Here is a 19,475-nt window from a genome sequence, read left to right on the forward strand (position 1 = left end):
AGATATCATTCCGTTTTTTCATGCTGACTGCGGGCAAGCCTGAATATGCTGAACAAACGCCACCTTCCCTCGGTGACCGCGCTGCAATGCTTCGAAGCGGTCACCCGCCATCTGAGTTTCACTCGCGCCGCCGAGGAGCTGAACCTGACCCAGAGCGCTGTCAGCAAACAGGTCGCGCAGCTTGAGGAACTGGTGCAGCACCTGTTGTTCCGGCGCGTGCGGCGCCGTTTGCAGCTGACGCCCGCCGGCGCGTTGTACCTGAGCGAAGTTCGCAAGGTCCTGACGCAGATGGAGATGTCGACGCATTTTCTGCGTTCCTACGGCGGCGAAACCGAAGTGCTGCGTGTATCGACACCTTCGACCTTCGGGGCGCGCTGGCTGGTGCCGCGGTTGAAGGGTTGGCGATTGCGGCATCCGCACATTCATCTGGATCTGGTCAATGAACAGGAGAGCGACGACCTGGCGCAGAGTCGCTGTGACATGTCGTTCTACTTTGGCCAGGGGGCCCGTCCGGGCGCTGAAAGCGTTAAGCTGTTCAGCGAGGAACTGGTTGCCGTCTGCGCGCCTGACATCCTGCCGGACAAGCCTTTCACCGATCCGACGCAATTGGCCGAGCTGGTGCTGCTGCAGAACGCTCACCGACCGCAAGCCTGGCATGACTGGTTCGACAGCCAGGGCCATCAGACTGAACACAGCTATCACGGCCCGCGCTTTGAAACGTTCTACATGTGCATACGGGCGGCGCAGGTCGGCTGCGGCGTGGCGCTGCTGCCGCGCTTTCTGGTGGAAGAAGAGCTGGCTGACGGCAAGCTGATCATCCCCTGGCAGCACGCACTTCCCAGCCACGACGCTTACTACCTGGCGTATCCGGAACATGCAGCGGAAGTCCCGAAAATTCGAGTGTTCGTGGAGTGGATGCTGGAGCAGCTCAACGAGCCCACACCGCAGTGACGACTCGCGTTCGTGTCAAATACCGCAATAACAACGCACACTCGTAGGACCGGCTTCAGCCGGGAAGCAGCCGGTATGAGCACCATCGATTCTGCAGCAAGCCTCCTGACGCATTCCCGGCTGAAGCCGGTCCTACAAATTGGAGCTTCGGCAGTCCACGCACAGGCGTTTCAGCCCGTGTTTATCAGGTGCACCCAATCAATGGCTGAAACATTTCTGCCCCTCTCGCACGACGACTGGCATTATGTCCGCCATCGTCAATAACAGGCCGGACGTAGTGGCAGGAAGCCAACATTGGTGCTGCCACAAGGCTGTATGCGACATCGACCCGATTCCACGGCCGCACCCTGGGCGGCCACTGCTGGCTGGAGCGACACAATGAGTGAGAGCGCTTTCGCGGATCGCATCGTGCAAAACCTGCTCGATACCGACCTCTACAAGCTGAGCATGATGCAGGCTGTGCTGCACAACTACCCGAACGTGGATGTGGAGTGGGAGTTTCGCTGCCGCAACAACGAAGATCTTCGCCCTTATCTGACACAAATCCGTCAGCAGATCGAACAGCTCTGCGACCTGTCCCTGAGCGTGGAAGAAACCGGTTTTCTGGAACGCATCAACTTCATGAAGCCGGATTTTCTGCGCTTTCTCGGCCTGTTCCGCTTCAACCTTCGCTACGTGCATACCAGCATCGAAAACGATGAGCTGTGCATCCGACTTGCCGGCCCCTGGTTGCACGTGATCCTGTTCGAAGTGCCGATCCTGGCCATCGTCAGCGAAGTGCGCAACCGCCACCGCAATCCTGAAACGCTGCTCAGTCAGGCGCGCGATCAGCTGTATCGCAAGTTCGACTGGCTGACCGCGACCGCCACCGCAGACGAACTCGCCGATCTGAAGGTTGCCGATTTCGGCACGCGTCGACGCTTCTCTTTTGCCGTGCAGGAAGACGTCGTCTCGGTCCTGAAAAAGGACTTCCCCGGACAGTTCGTCGGGACCAGCAACGTCCATCTGGCGCGAAAGTTCGACCTCAAGCCGCTGGGCACGATGGCCCATGAATGGATCATGGCGCACCAGCAACTGGGGCCGCGCCTGATCGACAGCCAGATCGCCGCGCTCGATTGTTGGGTCCGCGAATACCGGGGGCTGCTGGGCATCGCTTTGACCGACTGCATCACCACCGACGCCTTCCTGAACGACTTCGACCTGTTCTTCGCCAAGCTCTTCGACGGCCTGCGCCACGACTCGGGTGATCCGGTGCAGTGGGCGGAAAAATGCATCCGGCATTACCAGAAACTCGGCATCGATCCGATGAGCAAGACGCTGGTGTTTTCCGACGGCCTGAACCTGCCCAAAGCCCTGGAAATATTCCGGGCGTTGCGTGGTCGGATCAATGTCAGCTTCGGCATCGGCACTAACCTGACCGCCGACGTCCCCGGTATCGCACCGATGAGCATCGTGCTGAAGATGACTGCCTGTGCTGGCCAGCCCGTCGCGAAGATCTCCGACGAGCCCGGAAAAACGCAGTGCAAGGACCCGGAATTCGTGTCCTACCTGCGTCATGTATTCAAGGTGCCAGCCTGACTCGAGCACCGCTTTTCACTTTCTTGAAATGCCTCTTTTTCTTCTTCCTCATGAGGAGTCAATCATGCAAGCCGTACAGCTCGAGATCGCCAGAGAACTCAAGGTTCAGGCCCCCTTCGCCACTCAGGGCGAGCTAGAAACCGAAGTTGCACGTCGTATTCAGTTCATCAAGGACTGCCTGCAAAACGCTCGCCTGAAGGTGCTGGTACTGGGAATCAGCGGCGGCGTCGACTCGCTGACCGCAGGCCTGATGGCCCAGCGCGCGGTGAAGGAGTTGCGCGACAGCACCGGCGACAACGCCTATCAGTTCATTGCCGTACGCCTGCCGTATCACATTCAGCACGACGAGCACGAGGCCACGGCCTCGGTGGACTTCATCAATCCGGACGAACGCCACACCGTCGACATCGCGCCGTCGGTGAAGGCACTGGTCGAGCAGGTCAAAGCGTTCGAGGGTCAGCCCGACGCTGCGGTCGACTTCGTCAAAGGCAACGTCAAGGCCCGCACGCGGATGGTCGCGCAGTACACCATCGCAGGCGTACGTGGCGGGCTGGTCATCGGCACCGATCATGCCGCCGAAGCGGTCATGGGCTTCTTCACCAAGTTCGGCGACGGCGCCTGCGACCTGGCGCCGTTGAGCGGCCTGGTGAAAAACCAGGTGCGCGCGATTGCCCGCAGCTTCGGCGCGCCGGAGTTTCTGGTCGAGAAAGTACCGACGGCCGACCTCGAGGACCTCGTACCGGGCAAGCCAGACGAGGCATCCCACGGCGTGACCTATGCCGAGATCGATGCATTCCTGCACGGCCAGCCTTTGCGTCAGGAGGCCTTCGACATCATCGTCAACACCTATCGCAAGACTCAGCACAAACGCGACTTGCCTTACGCGCCGTAAAGCAAGCGCATTGATGGGTCCGAAAACGCGCAAAACCTGTGGGAGCGAGCGGTGTCCTGGCCGCATCTGGACGAAAAGGCCAGCCATCCAAAACATTTTGGGTGGCTGAACCCGATTCCTCGCGGGCGAGTTCGCTCCTGCAGTTGATTCGGAGGATGTCAGCTGGTCGGCATGCAAGGGGCATTCAATAGAAAACGGAATGAACCCGTCGTTTTTTTTCGCTTGATGGCGTTCGTCATCGCAGCTTACATAGCGTCCTGACATTCTTGCCCAGAGCCGCTATCCATGACCGCTTTCCAAGGCCTTTTCAATCTTGTTGCGTCCACCGTTGGCCAGCCCGCTGCTGACTGGCTCGAACACCGTGTCGAGGTTCCTCAAGGCTTGCAGGACTTCTCCTGGTCGCAAGACGCGATCCATCGCGTCTGGATCGCTCAGGCCCTGAACCTGTGTCTGTTCCACAAGCTGGTGGAAGCCGTGCCGGACGGTCTGCGTTATGTGAACGAACAATTTGAATCGGGCCGCAAGGTGGTGTTCGACCACGGCGCGATCCGCACCGTCGACTGGGCTGACAACGGCGAACTGCCGCGCGGCCGCCTCGCGTTTTCCCGCCTGCTGGAGCCGCTGGGTTTTACCGACGTGCGCACCTATCCGCTGACAAAACTGAACATGACCGGCTGGGGCTATCGTCAGATGGACCTGCCCGAGCAGATCGCGCAGTTCTTCGTCTCCGAATTGCATCCCGGCCGCCTGAGCGAGGCATTCCAGCAGGCAGTCGGCCGCGTCGTCAGCTCAAGCCGTGACCCGCTGGGCAGCGAGGACCTGAGCACCCTCAAACGTCTGCACGCCACTCGCCACTGCAGCCTGGACGAAGCCAGGCGTCTGCTGCCCGGCCTTTATCGCGCCTTTGCCCGTCAGCACGGCGTCGTCAGCGAAGCTGACTATCGCCAACTGCTCAGCGAAAGCGCAGAAATGGCCTGGATTGCAACCGAAGGCAACAGCTTCAACCACCTCACCGATCGAGTCGCCGATCTGGAAGCAACGGTCGAGGAACAGATTCGCCGCGAGCGGCCCATGAAGGACAGCATCGAGGTGTCTACGTCAGGTCGCGTGATGCAGACCGCCTACAAGGCTTGCACGGTGAGTCGCGAGCTGCTGAATGCCGAAGGCGTGCTCAAGACGCATCAGGTGCCGGGGTCGTTCGTCGAGTTCATCCAACGCAAGATCGACCCGGACAACGGCAAGATCGACCTGAATTTCGACAGCAGTAATGCACAGGGGATTTTCAAGATGACCGCGTCTTGAGGGCTTTCTCAATTAGCGAAACCTGTGAATACCTGTAGGAGCTGGCTTGCCCTGCGACCGGCTGCGCAGCAGCCGTAAATCAGCAGCTTCGGTGTGTCAGGAAGACCGATGTTGCAGCATTTACGACGACCCTGTCGCCGGTCGCGGGACAAGCCACGCTCCTACAGGAAATCAAACGACGAATATTACTTCAGCGTGATCGTGCCTTTCATCATGCTGATGTGGCCGGGGAACGAGCAGAAGAAGCCGTATTTCTCGGCCGGATCGAGTTTCGAAACATCGAGCGTCACCTTATCGGTTTCGCCTGCGCCAATGATTTTGGTGTGGGCGATGACGCGCGCATCACCTTCTTTCAGATATTGCTTGTCGATGCCGGCGCTCAGGCCATCGGTGGCGATTGGCTGCATATCGGCTTCTTTGCTGATCACCAGGTTATGGCCCATGACGTTCTTGGGCAGGCTGCCGGAGTGTTTCAGGTTGACGGTGAACTCCTTGCAGCTCTTGTCGATTTCGATGGCCTTGGTGGAAAAGGTCATCTGGTCAGTGGAGTCGACCTCGACCGAACATTCCGCCGCCAGCAAATGCCCGCTGGCCAGGGTCAGGAAGGATGCGACTACAAGCTTGCGAATCATGGTACGTCTCCTAGTGGGTACTGCTGATTTTTGTATACAAAGACTGCCCTAACTTTGAACAATTTATCAACACCTGATTATGAAACTGTTCAGAAGGGCTCTATCAGGGCCATCGAGACAATCAAGCGGCGGGCAGCACTGTGGCCTTCTATCATCGCTCTGTCACTCATCTATCAGGACGATCATCATGCAACTCAACCACTTTTTCCGCAGCCTGCTCGCGGCCTATGCCTGTGGCGCTGGCGGCGATTACGACAGCGCGCGTCAGGACTATAGCCATTACGCCCAGGCCGGTCGCAATGCCTGAGCACGCGACACGCGCAGGTTTTTTGCCGGACAGCACATTGGCCCCCGCGAAAATACAGGCCCGAGTGAGCGCCGAACTCAGGCAGAATGAACGGACTTATTGCCCCACTTGAGGACTGCCCATGGCCAAACCCAACTATTCCTTCGCCAAACGCCAACGCGATCTGGCCAAGGAGCAGAAGAAAGAGGAAAAGGCTCAACGCAAACAGGCTGAAAAAGCCGAAGCGCTGGCCGAGGGTGACGCGGCGGACGAACATACCGCCGAGCAGCCAGGCGAAGAAAAACCGGCTGAATGAATTGATTGGAGACCGCTGACCTGCCTGCTGCGGGTCGGAATCACCCCTTGCTGAATGCGCTTGTCCGCGATGGACCTGTCCGCCGATACAGATGTGCCGGACTCACCTGCGCATCGCGGGCAAGTCCCCGACTGCAACCGATATCACGCCCGTCTTACTCTGCAATCGGCATCACGGTAACCCGGACTTCGGGGTCGTGATTACCCCCTCCCAGAATCACGCCACGCAGCGGCGAGACGTCAGAAAAGTCTCTGCCCCACGCCAGACTAATGTGCTCCAGCGCAGGCTGAATGTTGTTGGTCGGATCAAAATCCACCCAGCCGAGCAATGGACAGAAAACCGAAACCCAGGCATGCGATGCGTCAGCGCCGATCAGCCGGGGCTGGCCCGGCGGTGGTTGGGTAAGCAAATAGCCGCTGACGTAACGCGCCGCAAGCCCGCGGGAGCGCAGGCACGCCAGCATCAGATGGGCGAAGTCCTGACACACGCCACGGCGCGTTTCCAGCACTTGCACCAAAGGGGTCGCGACCTGGGTGGCTTCGCCATCGAACGTGAACTCGTCGAAGATTTTCTCCATCAATGCCTGCGCACACAGCAGCATCGGGCGCCCCGCCGGGAAGCAACTTTCCGAGAACGCCACGAACGACTGCTTCAAGTGCACATAGGGCGATTCGAAGCGATAACGACAGGCGTCGAGGATGTCCGGCGACATTTTCGACGCGCTGTAGGTCAAGGTGCCACGCGTGTGATCCCACGAAGCCGACTGCTGGAAATCCAGCGCGGGACGCTCCAGCACTTCGACGTGCAGTCGCGCATTGACCTGCAGTTCATCGTGGGGACGCTCGAATGCAAGGCGCGTCAGCGGGTTGCCGAAGACATCCAGCTCATCGCGGCGCGTGGTCGGTGTCGGGCTGATCTGCAGATCCTGTTCGAGGCATCGCTGCCACGGGCTGCATCTGGGCCACAGATGCGCGAGCTGCTGAGCGAGCGAAACCGGACTGTCGTATTTGTAGTGAGTGTCGTGAAGGATCTGGTAATGAGCGCTGTTCATCAGACGGACACCGTGCGCTGGCTGACATCATCGACATGGGCGAAATGGCGCAACGCCAGCCGGTCAGACACCTGACCGCTGATATCCCCAACGCTTTGCAGAAGATCGGCCAGCCCGTGCAGCGCAGCCTGGACACTGCTCTCGCCGAACAGGCCATTTTCCAGGCATCCCAGATCAAACACCGCCAGACGCTGGGTCAGCACAGTCAGGCTGTTGTCCGCCGGCGCACCGAAATCGTCGTTCAGGCGTTTGAGTGATCGCGCCACCAGCTTGAGCTGGAACAGCACGGCATGCGGGTTCTGGTCATCGAGCAGCAGCAGGTCGAGCACAGGAATCAACTGCGGCAGCGCCAGGTAACGCGAGCGGTACGTGATGCTGCTGTTGCCCAGCTCAAGCAGCCAGTCCAGTGCGTCCTGGTCGAACACGGCATCGCTGCGCAGAAAAGCCGCCAGCGTTGTGCTGAGGAATTGCAGGCGCTCGATGCGACGCCCGATCATCAAGAAGCGCCAGCCTTCGTCGCGGGTCATGTCATCCAGTGCAAAGCCGGACAACGCAGCCAGCGACATCACCAGCCGATTGAGAAAGTCCAGCAGCTCACCGAAGTCCGGGGCGTCGGTTTCAAGGCTCATCGCTTCGCGCTGCAGCTCGACCAGCGCCTGCCAGTTCTCTCGGGACAACTTGCCACGCACCTGAGAGGCTGCCCACTGCAGCCGCTGCAGGTTTGAACGAAGACTGAACGGCCACTCATCGCCGAGCAAAGCGGCCAGCAGACGCTCGTGCAGCGCCGTGCCTGTTTCCTCGTCTTCGCGGGGCAGCAGGTTCAACCGCTCGCCCAGTTCGACGGCGGCTTGCAGCGCAGCGGGGTCATCGCCGTCGACATAACGCGCCAGCATGATGCGCAGCAGCCGCGCACTGTCGTCGCACCGTTCGCAATAACGGCCGAACCAGAACAAGTTCTCGACGACACGCGAGGGCAGATAGGGATCGCGGCGAATCAGGTCATGCACGCCCAGGGACCGACGACCTTTCCACGGCTCGCTGCCCAGCGTCCGCTCACCCAGCACCCACGTGTCCTTGCTGGCCCCGCCGCGCTGCATCGACACCACGTCGGCATCGGCATCGGCGGCGACGCGGGTCAGCCCACCCGGCAGCACGCGGTATCCGTCTGCCGTCGCCACCGCATAGACGCGCATGCCGATGGCACGAGGTTGCAGCTGGCCGTCCTCGCCCTGCCAGACCGGCGCGTGGGACAACTGCGCCAGTTCCTGAGCGACGTAGGCGTAGGGCCTGGCCTGCATGCGCGCCGCCAATGCCTGGCGCTGACCCTCGTCAAGATCGCGACCGAAGACCGGGGCAAAACTCTGAGACGGGAAAGCCGGTTTGATCAACAGCTCGGGCAGCTTCTCGAGTGCCTGAGCGAGCACCGGCGGCTCGCCGCACCACCACGTTGCAATGGACGGCAGTATCAATTCTTCGCCGAACAGGTGTTCATTGATTTTCGGCAGGAAACCCAACAGGCCCGGCGACTCCAGCACACCGCTGCCCAGCGCGTTCGCCACCAGTACCCGACCTTGACGCACGGCTTCGAGCAGGCCCGGCACCCCGAGCGCGGAATCCGTTCGCAGCTCTAGCGGATCACAGAAGTCATCGTCCAGACGCCGCATGATGGCGTGCACCCGGCGCAGCCCGCTCAAGGTCTTGAGGTACACCGTGGCGTCGCGCACGGTCAGGTCGCTGCCCTCTACCAGCGGATAGCCCAGCTGCCCTGCCAGGTAAAGATGTTCGAAATAGCTTTCGTTGAAGCGACCCGGTGTCAGCAGGACGACCAGCGGCGCTTCGTGGCTGCTCGGCGCCTGACGCGCAAGGGTTTCTTGCAGCGAGCGGAAAAAGCCCGACAGGTGCTGCACTTCCAGATCGCGGTACAACTCCGGAAAAGCCCGCGACACGATGAGGCGGTTTTCCAGCGCGTAGCCTGCGCCCGAGGGAGCCTGAGTCCGGTCGGCGGTGACCCACCAGCGTCCATCCGGCGTGCGCGCCAGATCCACCGCATAAACATGCAGAAACGTGCCTTCCGGTGGCTTCATCCCTTGGCAAGGCCAGAGGAAATTGTTGTGACCAAAGACCAGCTCAGCCGGCAGCAAACCGTCGGCAATGAGTTGCTGCGGGCCGTAGAGATCAGCCAGAACGGCATTGAGCAATCGCGCGCGCTGGGCAATTCCGGCAGCGACCTGTTGCCACTCGTCGACCGGAATCAGATGCGGCAGCAGATCCAGTTCCCACGGACGATCCGCGCCCTTGGGGTCGGCGTAGACGTTGTAGGTGACACCATTTTCCTGAATCTGCCGGGCGAGCAACGCCTGACGCTGGATCAATTGCGCGGGCGTGCTGCGCTGCAAATGCTCGTACAGGCGCAACCAATGCGGCCGAACCGCGCCGCTGGCGTCGAGCATTTCGTGATAAGTGCCCGCAGAAAGCGGATATCGGTCAAGCAGGTCAGGCATGGAAGGCTCGGCAGACAACTAAAGGAGTCAGATTAGCGCAGACACAATGACACGCAGAGGCTCGCTTCCTTGCGGCCGCTTGCGGTGCCGGATCGCCTGACGATCGGGTCAGGCGATCGGTCCGGGCCGTGATCTTATCGGTGCAGACGCAGATCCAGCGTCATGGGCAGTTCATCGTTGATGGTCAGCGCAGGGACGGACAGCTTGCCGGGCGTGTGGCCGACGCGGAAGAACCGCGACAGGCGTCGGCTTTCGGCCTCGTTGGCGTTCACCGGCAGGGTCTCGTAATTGCGACCTCCAGGATGCGCGACATGATACTCGCAGCCGCCCAGAGAACGCTGCATCCAGGTGTCGAGGATGTCGAATACCAGCGGCGCATGCACCGGAATCGTCGGCTGCAGGGCGTTGAAGGGTTGCCAGGCCCGATAGCGCACGCCGGCCACGAATTCACCCACTCGCCCGGTGGGCTGCAGCGGCACGGGAACGCCGTTGCAGGTCAGCATGTAGCGCTGCGGCGGCAGACCGGTCACCTTCAACTGCAGGCGTTCAAGAGACGAGTCGACATAACGCACCGCGCCACCGGCGGCGCCCTCTTCGCCCAGCACGTGCCAGGGTTCCAGGGCCTGACGCAGCTCCAGTTCGATGCCGCTGACCGCGTAATCGCCGACCTTGGGGAATCGAAACTCCAGATGCGCGGCGAACCACTCTGCGCGCACCGGGTAACCCGCAGCGTTGAGCTCGACGATCACATCGGCAAAATCCTGCTCGATGAAGTGAGGCAGCATGAAGCGGTCGTGCAACTCGGTGCCCCACCGCGCCAGTTTTGCCGGGGCGTAAGGCTCACGCCAGAACCGCGCCACCAGCGCGCGCAACAGCAACTGCTGCGCAAGGCTCATTCGCGCGTGGGGCGGCATCTCGAATGCACGAAGCTCCAGTAGCCCCAGCCGCCCCGTTGCACCGTCTGGCGAGTAGAGCTTGTCGATGCAGAACTCGGCGCGGTGCGTGTTGCCGGTCACGTCGATGAGCAGGTTGCGCAGCAGCCGGTCCACCAGCCATGGCGAACATTCCTCGCCAGGCGCTGGCATCTGCGAGAAGGCGATTTCCAGCTCGTAAAGCGAGTCGTTGCGCGCCTCATCGACACGCGGCGCCTGCGAGGTCGGCCCGATGAACAGCCCGGAAAACAGATAGGACAACGAGGGATGGTTGTGCCAGTAGCTCAACAGACTGCGCAGCAGATCAGGTCGGCGCAGGAAGGGCGAGTCGCCCGGTGTCGCGCCGCCGAGCACGAAATGGTTGCCGCCGCCGGTGCCGGTGTGGCGCCCGTCGATCATGAATTTTTCGGTGGTCAGGCGGGTCAGCCGCGCCTGCTCGTACAGGAACTCGGTGCGCTCGACCAGCTCGTCCCACGTGGACGACGGCTGCACGTTGACCTCGATCACACCTGGATCCGGCGTGATGCGGAAGTTGGCCAGACGCGGATCGCTCGGCGGCTCATAGCCTTCCAGCAGCAGCGGACAATGCAGTTCCTGCGCAGTCGATTCAATGGCAGCGACCAGTTCCAGATAGGCCTCGAGCGACTGCAATGGCGGCATGAACACATAAAGCCGGCCACCTCGCACCTCGGCACTCAACGCCGTACGGGTCAACCAGTCGGCGGACTCGTCGATGACTGGCGTCCGCTCCGCTTCCGGGTCGGCCTGCTCGGTCAGCCCGTCCAGCCGGGACTGAAGCGCTTCACGGTCCGGCAGGTCCGGGAATTCCTGATTGGGGTCATTGGGGTGAATGTACGGATACTCGGCTGCCTTGACCCAGGGCTGCGAGGCGAGCGGAAGACGGTAGCCCAGGGCAGAGTCGCCCGGCACCAGCCGACAATGCTCGTCGCGCAGATACCAGCGCCCGCTTTGCCAGCGATCATCGGCGGCCGTGCGGGCCAGTGGCAGCACGTGCCCCACGACTTTGTCGAGCCCTTGGGAAAACACTCTGTTCAGCCGCGCACGCTCGAGTTCGTCGCCAAGCCGGGAGTCTTCGGCGGTGACGTTCTGCGGCAGCGCGCCCTCGCGCCACAGATAGTAGAAGTTGTCTTCGTAAGCAGGGAACACGTAGCGGGCAGGCAATTTCAGCCGTTCGGCAACGCTGCGCAGGAAGCGCCCGGCCGTCTCGCTGTCGGCGCCGTAGTCTTCGCTTTCATCGGCGATCAAGGCGTTGTTGCGCCATACCGGCTCGCCGTCACGTCGCCAGAAGCAGTTCAGCGACCAGCGCGGCAACTGCTCGCCCGGATACCATTTGCCCTGGCCAAAGTGGACGATGCCCTGAGGCGCATAATGCTTGCGCATGCGCTGGAACAGTTCAGCCGACAACGCCCGTTTCTTCGGGCCGAGCGCGGCGGTGTTCCATTCGCTGCCGTCACGATCGTCAATGGACACGAATGTCGGCTCGCCGCCCATGGTCAGGCGCACGTCATGGGCGGACAGGTCAGTGTCGATCTGACGACCCAGCGCCTGAATCTCCAGCCACTGCTCTTCGGTATAAGGCTTGGTGACACGCGGCGCCTCCCAGATGCGCTCCACCGACATGTCATGACTGAATTGGGTTTCGCACGGTTCGACCAGACCACTGATCGGCGCTGCAGAAGACGGCTCGGGACTGCAGGCCAGCGGAATGTGGCCTTCGCCTGCGAACAGTCCCGACGTCGCGTCCAGACCGATCCAGCCTGCACCCGGCAGATACACCTCGCACCAGGCGTGCAGATCGGTGAAGTCGACATCGGTGCCGGAAGGACCGTCCAGCGCCGCAACGTCGGCTTTGAGCTGGATCAGATAGCCGGACACAAAACGCGCTGCCAGCCCCAGATGACGCAGCAACTGCACCAGCAGCCAGGCGGAATCGCGGCAGGAACCGGAAGCGTTTTCCAGCGTGAACTCAGGCGTCTGAATGCCCGGCTCCATGCGAATCAGATAACCGATGTCGTTGGCCAGCCGCTGATTGAGATTGACCAGAAAGTCGATGGCCGGAATCGGCGTGCGGTCGATACTGTTCAAGTACGCCTGAAACTTCGGCGTCAGCGGGAGTTTTTCCAGATACGGCAACAGCTCGTGATGCTCTTCCCGGGCGTAGGTGAACGGGATGTTCTCAGCGTACGGCTCAAGGAAGAAATCGAAAGGGTTGAACACCGCCATTTCGGCGACAAGGTCGACCTCGATGCGCAACTCGTCGGTCTTTTCCGGAAACACCAGGCGGGCCAGGTAATTACCCTGCGGATCCTGTTGCCAATTGATGAAGTGATTGTCAGGCAGGACTTTCAGCGAATAGGACAACACACGCGTGCGGCTGTGAGCCGCAGGACGCAAGCGCACGATCTGCGGACCCAGTTCTACCGCTCGTTCGTAGCGGTAATGCGTGACGTGGTGCAAGGCAATGTGAATCGACACGGCGTGCCTCCTGCGAGCCTGGACGGTAGCGGAACCGCGCAAGACTTATGCCATCCAGGCAAGTCAGGCGCCTTCGGCGTTGATGATGCTCGCTCAGCTAAGCACAGCACCAAAATCGCGCCAGCTTCGGCGGACGGTGCAAGGGTCGCACGGAAATGAGGCGGGTGGGGTTATTTACGCGGGAACCGCCAATTTGCCGGGGGCCACGGTGCGAATCGTGGTCATTGGCGCGCAGGTTTTGAAAGGGAGAAAGTAAAACGCCAGCTCGAAAGCTGGCGTTTTTCACTGCGGCATCATTCAGCGTGGAAACACCGGCTGACGGGACGGCTTCTTGCTCTTGCCGCCCTTCCCGCCTTTCGCAGCGTCAGCGCGCTCCTTGGCCGCCTGCTTGTTGCGAGCAGCCGCAGCGGCCTTGGCCTCTTCACGCTTGTCCCACGGTTTGCTGCCGTCGCTGCCACGCTGGGGCAGGCCGGTGTGCTGGGTGAGAATCTTGGTAGTCTTGGCGACCTTGTGGCTTCCCACCGGCGTCGAGTTCTTGCGACGCGCGCTCTGGTAGCTGTCGGTTTCCGGCTGATGCAGCGGAATCAGCTGGTTCTTGCCCGAGCCGATGAGGTCGGAACGGCCCATGCGCTCGAGCGCTTCACGCAGCATTGGCCAGCCTTTCGGATCGTGATAACGCAAGAACGCCTTGTGCAGACGACGCTGTTCTTCGCTCTTGACGATGGTCACCGGGTCGCTTTTGTACGTGACCTTGCGCAGCGGGTTCTTGCCCGAGTGGTACATGGCAGTCGCGCTGGCCATCGGCGACGGGTAGAACGCCTGCACCTGGTCGGCGCGGAAACCGTTGCCTTTGAGCCACAGCGCCAGATTCATCATGTCCTCATCGGTCGTGCCCGGATGAGCCGCGATGAAGTAAGGAATCAGGTACTGCTCTTTGCCCGCTTCCTTGGAGAACTTCTCGAACATGCGCTTGAAGCGGTCGTAAGAGCCAATGCCCGGCTTCATCATCTGATTGAGCGGGCCTTCCTCAGTATGCTCCGGCGCGATCTTCAGATAGCCGCCGACATGGTGCGTGACCAGTTCCTTGACGTACTCCGGCGACTCGACTGCCAGGTCGTAGCGCAGGCCCGAGGCGATCAGGATCTTCTTCACGCCCGGCAGCTCGCGAGCGCTGCGATACAGCTGAATCAATGCCGAGTGATCGGTGTTCAGGTTCGGGCAGATGCCCGGGAATACGCAGGACGGCTTACGGCATGCGGATTCGATTTCCGGGCTTTTACAGGCGATGCGGTACATGTTGGCGGTCGGGCCACCGAGGTCGGAAATCACGCCCGTGAAGCCTGGCACCTTGTCACGGATCTCTTCGATTTCGCGAATGATCGAGTCATGGGAGCGGTTCTGGATGATCCGGCCTTCATGTTCGGTGATCGAGCAGAACGTACAGCCGCCGAAGCAGCCACGCATGATGTTCACCGAGAAGCGGATCATGTCGTACGCCGGGATTTTCTCCTTGCCGTACGCCGGATGAGGAACACGTGCGTATGGCATGCCAAACACGTAGTCCATTTCTTCGGTGGTCATCGGAATGGGCGGCGGATTGAACCAGACATCGACCTCGCCATGCCGCTGTACCAGCGCCCGCGCGTTACCCGGGTTGGTTTCCAGGTGCAGCACGCGGTTGGCGTGAGCATAAAGAACGGCGTCGTTTCGCACCTTTTCCATGGACGGCAGGCGGATGACGGTTTTTTCGCGGGTCATGCGCGGGCTCGCCAGGATCTGCACGACCTTGGCTTCATTCGGGTCTTCGACCGGCCCTTTTTCCTGCTCGATGGCGCAGGCCTGCGTGTCCTGCGTGTTGACGTATGGGTTGATGATCTTGTCGATCTTGCCCGGACGATCAATGCGCGTGGAGTCGACCTCGTACCAGCCCTCAGGCGTGTCACGACGAATGAACGCAGTGCCGCGCACGTCGGTGATGCTTTCGATCGACTCACCATAAGAAAGGCGATTGGCGACCTCAACGATGGCCCGCTCGGCGTTGCCGTACAGCAGGATGTCAGCGCAGGCGTCGATCAGGATGGAGTTGCGGACCTTGTCCTGCCAATAGTCGTAATGCGCGATCCGGCGCAGGGAGGCCTCGATGCCGCCGAGCACGATCGGCACATTCTTGTACGCTTCCTTGCAGCGCTGGCTGTAGACCAGGCTGGCGCGATCGGGACGCTTGCCCGCCATGCCACCCGGCGTATAGGCATCGTCCGAACGGATTTTCTTGTCGGCGGTGTAGCGGTTGATCATCGAATCCATGTTGCCAGCCGCGACGCCGAAGAACAGATTCGGCTCGCCCAGCTTCATGAAGTCGTCTTTGGACTTCCAGTCCGGCTGAGCAATGATGCCGACACGAAAGCCTTGCGACTCCAGCAGCCGGCCAATGATCGCCATGCCGAACGACGGATGGTCGACGTAGGCATCGCCGGTGACGATGATAATGTCGCAGGAATCCCAGCCAAGCTGATCCATTTCTTCCCGGCTCATCGGCAGGAAAGGCGCTGGCCCGAAACATTCGGCCCAGTACTTCGGATAGTCAAATAACGGCTTGGCTGCTTGCATGTCGATGACCAGTGTTCGTAATCAGGGAGGCGAGTTTCTCGTGGAAAATCGCGGGCGCGGAGAATAGCACAAAAAATAACCAATTCCGACCATTCGGCTAGGTTTTACTCGTCATCATCAAAGTTGTAACTGCCCGGCGCCAGGTTCTCGAAGCGCGTGTATTTACCAATGAAGGCCAGCCGCACGAAGCCGATCGGACCGTTCCGCTGTTTACCGATGATGATCTCAGCGATGCCCTTGTGCTCGGTCTCCGGGTGATACACCTCATCCCGGTAAACGAACATGATGACGTCGGCGTCCTGCTCGATCGCTCCGGATTCACGCAAGTCGGAGTTGACCGGCCGCTTGTTCGGGCGCTGTTCGAGGGAGCGGTTCAGCTGAGAAAGGGCGACCACCGGGCAGTTGAATTCTTTGGCCAACGCTTTGAGGGATCGCGAAATTTCGGAAATTTCGTTGGTCCGGTTGTCACCACTCGAGCCCGGAATCTGCATCAGTTGCAGGTAGTCGATCATGATCAGGCCGACATCGCCATGCTCGCGCACCAGGCGCCGGGTGCGCGCCCGCATCTCGGACGGGCTGATGCCTGCGGTATCGTCGATGAACAGTTTGCGGTCATTGAGCAGATTGACCGCCGATGTCAGCCGCGGCCAATCGTCGTCGTCCAACTGACCGGAACGCACCTTGGTCTGGTCGATACGCCCGAGCGAAGACAGCATACGCATGATCAGCGATTCACCTGGCATCTCAAGCGAGTAGACCAGAACCGCTTTTTCGCTGCGCAACACCGCGTTCTCGACCAGGTTCATCGCGAACGTGGTCTTACCCATCGACGGTCGTCCGGCGACGATGATCAAGTCCGAAGGCTGCAGGCCGCTGGTCTTCTCGTCCAGATCGGTGTAACCGGTGGAAAGGCCGGTGATGCCCTCGCCCAGGTTAAACAGCGTGTCGATGCGATCGATGGCTTTGGTCAGCAGATCGTTGACGCCGACCGGTCCGCCCGTCTTGGGCCGCGCCTCGGCGATCTGGAAGATCTGCCGCTCGGCCTCATCGAGAATCTCTTCTGCGGTGCGCCCTTCGGGATTGAACGCGCTGTCGGCAATCTCGTTACTGATGCCGATCAACTGACGCAACGTCGCGCGCTGGCGCACGATCTGCGCGTAGGCCTTGATGTTGGCGACCGAGGGAATGTTCTTCGCCAGTTCCGACAGATAACCGAGACCGCCGACCTGAGAGGTCTGGCCTTCTTTGTCCAGTTGCTCGGACAGCGTCACGACGTCGATTGGCAGGTTCTGATCAGCCAGCTTGGCGATGGCGCGGAAGATCAGACGGTGGTCATGACGATAGAAGTCGCCATCCGAAACCTGATCCAGCACGCGCTCCCAGGCATTGTTGTCCAGCATCAGACCACCGAGCACGGCCTGTTCGGCCTCGATGGAATGCGGAGGCACCTTGAGGGCAGCGGTTTGCAGATCGTATTGCTCGGGAGCGGAAATATCGTTCATGGCCACACGGAATCAGGGGGGTTGAATCAGGATACTCAGAAATGACAAAGGGCACGACCTGCGAACAGGATCGTGCCCAATGCTAACCGGCTGATGAGCGAGTCGCCAACCGATCAGACGCCCGCACCGAAGCGCGGGAATCGAACTGCTTAAGCAGCCACCACAACAACGCGAACGGTAGCTTCAACATCGCTGTGCAGGTGCACGGCAACGTCGTATTCGCCAACGTTACGGATGGTGCCGTTCGGCAGACGAACTTCAGCTTTGGCAACTTCAACGCCGGAGGCGGTCAGTGCGTCAGCGATGTCGTGAGTGCCGATCGAACCGAACAGCTTGCCTTCGTCACCAGCAGTTGCAGTGATGGTCACTTCCAGCTCAGCCAGTTGAGCAGCGCGAGTTTCAGCAGAAGCTTTCTTCTCGGCAGCGGCTTTTTCCAGCTCAGCGCGACGCTCTTCAAACGCGGCCAGGTTGGCAGCGGTTGCAGCGGTGGCTTTGCCGAAAGGCAGCAGGTAGTTACGACCGTAGCCAGCCTTAACGTTTACTTTATCGCCCAGGTTGCCCAGGTTGGCGATTTTTTCCAGCAGGATGAGTTCCATTTGGTAATAACCTCTTAACTTTAACCTTCACCGTTCGCAGAACCGTCATCGGCATCTTTCGACGCCAGCCGGCCGCGAAAATCAATCAGGCTGTCGACAATGGCAAACACCACCAGCAACGGATAAATCAGCTGCATGAACAGCAGAAGCGTGACGTACAACCCCACCAGCCAGAAACGGGTCAGGCGCTTTGCAGCCACCAGACCGTGAATCAGAGCCAGCCCCGCGAACATCAGCGGCACGCTGCACAACGGTGTCAGCATCGCCAGTTGCGGACCGAAGTTCGGCCCCACCAACATGCACACCAGCAGCACCAGCATCGGTGCCCGCGGGAGTCTCAGGCTGCGAAACTCGCGACCGAAACCACCCGGGTTATACAACAGCGCCTGCCAGTAACGCCCAAGGATCAGGCATACCACGCTGACGATCTGCAACAACGCTGCGATCAGGCCGTTCAGGACCGGTGTAATCAGTGCTCCCAGTCGCGCTCGCTCTTCTACCGACATCTGCTGGTAGACATCACCGAAGACGTGGGGCAGAAGTTTCTGCAACTCCCCCGCCATGGCTTCGATGGGCTCGCGGAAAACCGCTCCCAGAATCACTGCGTACAACAATCCCGCCACTACGCTGACCAGCAGCACGCGGACCCAGGACTCGCTGGCGCGCAACACGGCCGCCAACCCCCATGAACCCAGCAACACCATCAGGGTGCGAGGTTCACCGAAATACCACCAGACCAACGCCGGTAGCAGAGCCCAGGCGAGAACGCTCAAGGCGTCACTCAACCCGCGTCGCAGGAGCACAAGGCACCCTGCGGCAGCACTCAACCAGAACAACAGCGGCAACGCCGCACATCCCACCACTACGAGAGTGGCTTGCACGCGGCCGCGCATGATGAATTCAGCCAAGGCGCGCATGCGATTTATCCCTTACTGCTTTTTGTCGACTGAACCTGGTCTCAGCGGCCGTGGCTGTCGGTGTAGGCCAGCAGGGCCAGGAAGCGGGCGCGCTTGATAGCGGTAGCCAGCTGACGCTGATAACGAGCTTTGGTACCGGTAATACGGCTAGGAACGATCTTGCCGGTTTCAGATACGTAGGCTTTCAGGGTGTTGAGATCTTTGTAATCGATCTCCTTCACATTTTCAGCTGTGAAGCGGCAGAATTTACGACGACGGAAGAAACGTGCCATGTAATAGGCTCCTCAAAAGGTCCGTGGATTACTCGTCAGCGTTATCGCTGTTGTCGCTGTCATCACTGTCAACGCCTTCAGCGTCGGAGTGCTCAGGACGGTCGCGACGCTCACGGCGCTCACTGCGGTTCTCTTCAGCCTTGAGCATTTCGGACTGGCCGGTAACGGCTTCGTCGCGACGGATGACAAGGTTACGGATCACGGCATCGTTGTAACGGAAGTTGTCTTCCAGCTCGGCCAGAGCCTTGCCAGTGCACTCAACGTTCAGCATCACGTAGTGAGCCTTGTGAACATTGTTGATTGCGTAGGCCAGTTGACGACGGCCCCAATCTTCCAGACGGTGGATCTTGCCGCCGTCTTCTTCGATCAGCTTGGTGTAACGCTCAACCATGCCGCCGACTTGCTCGCTCTGGTCCGGGTGAACCAGAAAGATGATTTCGTAATGACGCATGAATGCTCCTTACGGGTTGTAGCCTGCCGCCAAAGCGGTCAGACAAGGAGTGAATAACACTGGTTTATCTTGCACAGGGACAGGCACAAAAGCGCCTGCCATGACAGCAAGGGGCGCAATTGTAGAGAAGCACCAGAGGCGGCGCAAGGAAATTGGTGATTATTTGAACAAAGGCAGGCTTGAGCTGTAAGCC

The 19,475-nt window shown here is 60.3% G+C and carries 15 protein-coding genes; 5 read left to right on the forward strand and 10 right to left on the reverse strand.

Annotation, left to right across the window (positions count from 1 at the left end):
* The first annotated feature begins 45 nt into the window (after positions 1 to 45).
* The 4 genes from AAGQ88_RS24030 (at position 46) to AAGQ88_RS24045 (ending at position 4,723) form a co-directional block, all read left to right on the forward strand.
* On the forward strand, positions 46 to 951 hold the full coding sequence (locus AAGQ88_RS24030) for a LysR family transcriptional regulator (RefSeq protein ID WP_093465001.1): 906 nt from the start codon (positions 46 to 48) through the stop codon (positions 949 to 951).
* 378 nt (positions 952 to 1,329) lie between these two features.
* A complete protein-coding gene (gene pncB, locus AAGQ88_RS24035; RefSeq protein WP_342653796.1) occupies positions 1,330 to 2,529 on the forward strand; it encodes a nicotinate phosphoribosyltransferase in 1,200 nt (399 codons plus the stop codon).
* 64 nt (positions 2,530 to 2,593) lie between these two features.
* Entirely contained in the window at positions 2,594 to 3,421 is an 828-nt protein-coding gene (gene nadE, locus AAGQ88_RS24040; RefSeq protein ID WP_285424101.1) for an ammonia-dependent NAD(+) synthetase, read from the forward strand.
* A 285-nt stretch (positions 3,422 to 3,706) separates the two neighbouring features.
* The gene (locus AAGQ88_RS24045) at positions 3,707 to 4,723 is read left to right on the forward strand and encodes a DUF1338 domain-containing protein (RefSeq protein ID WP_342653797.1); all 1,017 of its coding nucleotides are present in this window, start codon (positions 3,707 to 3,709) and stop codon (positions 4,721 to 4,723) included.
* Between the two features lie 185 nt (positions 4,724 to 4,908).
* Here AAGQ88_RS24045 and azu read toward each other — a convergent pair whose 3' ends face one another.
* Positions 4,909 to 5,355, reverse strand: coding sequence for an azurin (gene azu / locus AAGQ88_RS24050; protein ID WP_093465009.1), 447 nt, complete (start codon positions 5,353 to 5,355; stop codon positions 4,909 to 4,911).
* Between the two features lie 428 nt (positions 5,356 to 5,783).
* Here azu and AAGQ88_RS24055 point away from each other — a divergent pair, with 428 nt between their 5' ends.
* Positions 5,784 to 5,957 carry a hypothetical protein gene (locus AAGQ88_RS24055; RefSeq protein ID WP_342653798.1) on the forward strand — a complete coding sequence of 58 codons (174 nt, stop codon included), beginning with the start codon at positions 5,784 to 5,786 and terminating at the stop codon, positions 5,955 to 5,957.
* Positions 5,958 to 6,111: 154 nt separating this feature from the next.
* On the opposite strand, the gene AAGQ88_RS24060 is transcribed toward AAGQ88_RS24055, so the two are convergent.
* The 9 genes from AAGQ88_RS24060 to rpsF form a co-directional block, all read right to left on the reverse strand.
* A complete protein-coding gene (locus tag AAGQ88_RS24060) occupies positions 6,112 to 7,008 on the reverse strand; it encodes a transglutaminase family protein (protein ID WP_342653799.1) in 897 nt (298 codons plus the stop codon).
* Entirely contained in the window at positions 7,008 to 9,509 is a 2,502-nt protein-coding gene (locus tag AAGQ88_RS24065; RefSeq protein ID WP_342653800.1) for a circularly permuted type 2 ATP-grasp protein, read from the reverse strand. Before AAGQ88_RS24065 ends, AAGQ88_RS24060 begins: the two co-directional genes overlap by 1 nt.
* A gap of 134 nt (positions 9,510 to 9,643) precedes the next feature.
* The gene (locus AAGQ88_RS24070) at positions 9,644 to 12,937 is read right to left on the reverse strand and encodes a transglutaminase family protein (RefSeq protein ID WP_342653801.1); all 3,294 of its coding nucleotides are present in this window, start codon (positions 12,935 to 12,937) and stop codon (positions 9,644 to 9,646) included.
* Positions 12,938 to 13,234: 297 nt separating this feature from the next.
* On the reverse strand, positions 13,235 to 15,544 hold the full coding sequence (locus AAGQ88_RS24075) for a YgiQ family radical SAM protein (RefSeq protein WP_342653802.1): 2,310 nt from the start codon (positions 15,542 to 15,544) through the stop codon (positions 13,235 to 13,237).
* Between the two features lie 104 nt (positions 15,545 to 15,648).
* Positions 15,649 to 17,046 (reverse strand): replicative DNA helicase, encoded by a 1,398-nt coding sequence (gene dnaB, locus AAGQ88_RS24080; protein WP_093465019.1) that lies wholly within the window; start codon positions 17,044 to 17,046, stop codon positions 15,649 to 15,651.
* A gap of 149 nt (positions 17,047 to 17,195) precedes the next feature.
* Positions 17,196 to 17,642: a 50S ribosomal protein L9 gene (rplI, locus tag AAGQ88_RS24085; protein WP_062379016.1), complete on the reverse strand. Its 447-nt coding sequence runs from the start codon at positions 17,640 to 17,642 to the stop codon at positions 17,196 to 17,198.
* Between the two features lie 20 nt (positions 17,643 to 17,662).
* Complete coding sequence (locus AAGQ88_RS24090) at positions 17,663 to 18,559, reverse strand: hypothetical protein (RefSeq protein ID WP_093465021.1); 897 nt, start codon at positions 18,557 to 18,559, stop codon at positions 17,663 to 17,665.
* Between the two features lie 41 nt (positions 18,560 to 18,600).
* Positions 18,601 to 18,831 carry a 30S ribosomal protein S18 gene (gene rpsR, locus AAGQ88_RS24095; protein WP_037015707.1) on the reverse strand — a complete coding sequence of 77 codons (231 nt, stop codon included), beginning with the start codon at positions 18,829 to 18,831 and terminating at the stop codon, positions 18,601 to 18,603.
* A gap of 28 nt (positions 18,832 to 18,859) precedes the next feature.
* Positions 18,860 to 19,282 carry a 30S ribosomal protein S6 gene (gene rpsF / locus AAGQ88_RS24100; RefSeq protein ID WP_062379020.1) on the reverse strand — a complete coding sequence of 141 codons (423 nt, stop codon included), beginning with the start codon at positions 19,280 to 19,282 and terminating at the stop codon, positions 18,860 to 18,862.
* Positions 19,283 to 19,475 lie beyond the last annotated feature (193 nt).

It is taken from the genome of Pseudomonas sp. F3-2 (assembly GCF_038804275.1).
In the GTDB taxonomy this organism is placed as follows: domain Bacteria; phylum Pseudomonadota; class Gammaproteobacteria; order Pseudomonadales; family Pseudomonadaceae; genus Aquipseudomonas.

Coding starts and splice junctions, on each gene's coding strand:
- AAGQ88_RS24030 (WP_093465001.1), top strand. CDS start 46: ATGCTGAACAAACGCCACCTTCCCTCGGTGACCGCGCTGCAATGCTTC.
- pncB (WP_342653796.1), top strand. CDS start 1,330: ATGAGTGAGAGCGCTTTCGCGGATCGCATCGTGCAAAACCTGCTCGAT.
- nadE (WP_285424101.1), top strand. CDS start 2,594: ATGCAAGCCGTACAGCTCGAGATCGCCAGAGAACTCAAGGTTCAGGCC.
- AAGQ88_RS24045 (WP_342653797.1), top strand. CDS start 3,707: ATGACCGCTTTCCAAGGCCTTTTCAATCTTGTTGCGTCCACCGTTGGC.
- azu (WP_093465009.1), bottom strand. CDS start 5,355: ATGATTCGCAAGCTTGTAGTCGCATCCTTCCTGACCCTGGCCAGCGGG.
- AAGQ88_RS24055 (WP_342653798.1), top strand. CDS start 5,784: ATGGCCAAACCCAACTATTCCTTCGCCAAACGCCAACGCGATCTGGCC.
- AAGQ88_RS24060 (WP_342653799.1), bottom strand. CDS start 7,008: ATGAACAGCGCTCATTACCAGATCCTTCACGACACTCACTACAAATAC.
- AAGQ88_RS24065 (WP_342653800.1), bottom strand. CDS start 9,509: ATGCCTGACCTGCTTGACCGATATCCGCTTTCTGCGGGCACTTATCAC.
- AAGQ88_RS24075 (WP_342653802.1), bottom strand. CDS start 15,544: ATGCAAGCAGCCAAGCCGTTATTTGACTATCCGAAGTACTGGGCCGAA.
- dnaB (WP_093465019.1), bottom strand. CDS start 17,046: ATGAACGATATTTCCGCTCCCGAGCAATACGATCTGCAAACCGCTGCC.
- rplI (WP_062379016.1), bottom strand. CDS start 17,642: ATGGAACTCATCCTGCTGGAAAAAATCGCCAACCTGGGCAACCTGGGC.
- AAGQ88_RS24090 (WP_093465021.1), bottom strand. CDS start 18,559: ATGCGCGCCTTGGCTGAATTCATCATGCGCGGCCGCGTGCAAGCCACT.
- rpsR (WP_037015707.1), bottom strand. CDS start 18,831: ATGGCACGTTTCTTCCGTCGTCGTAAATTCTGCCGCTTCACAGCTGAA.
- rpsF (WP_062379020.1), bottom strand. CDS start 19,282: ATGCGTCATTACGAAATCATCTTTCTGGTTCACCCGGACCAGAGCGAG.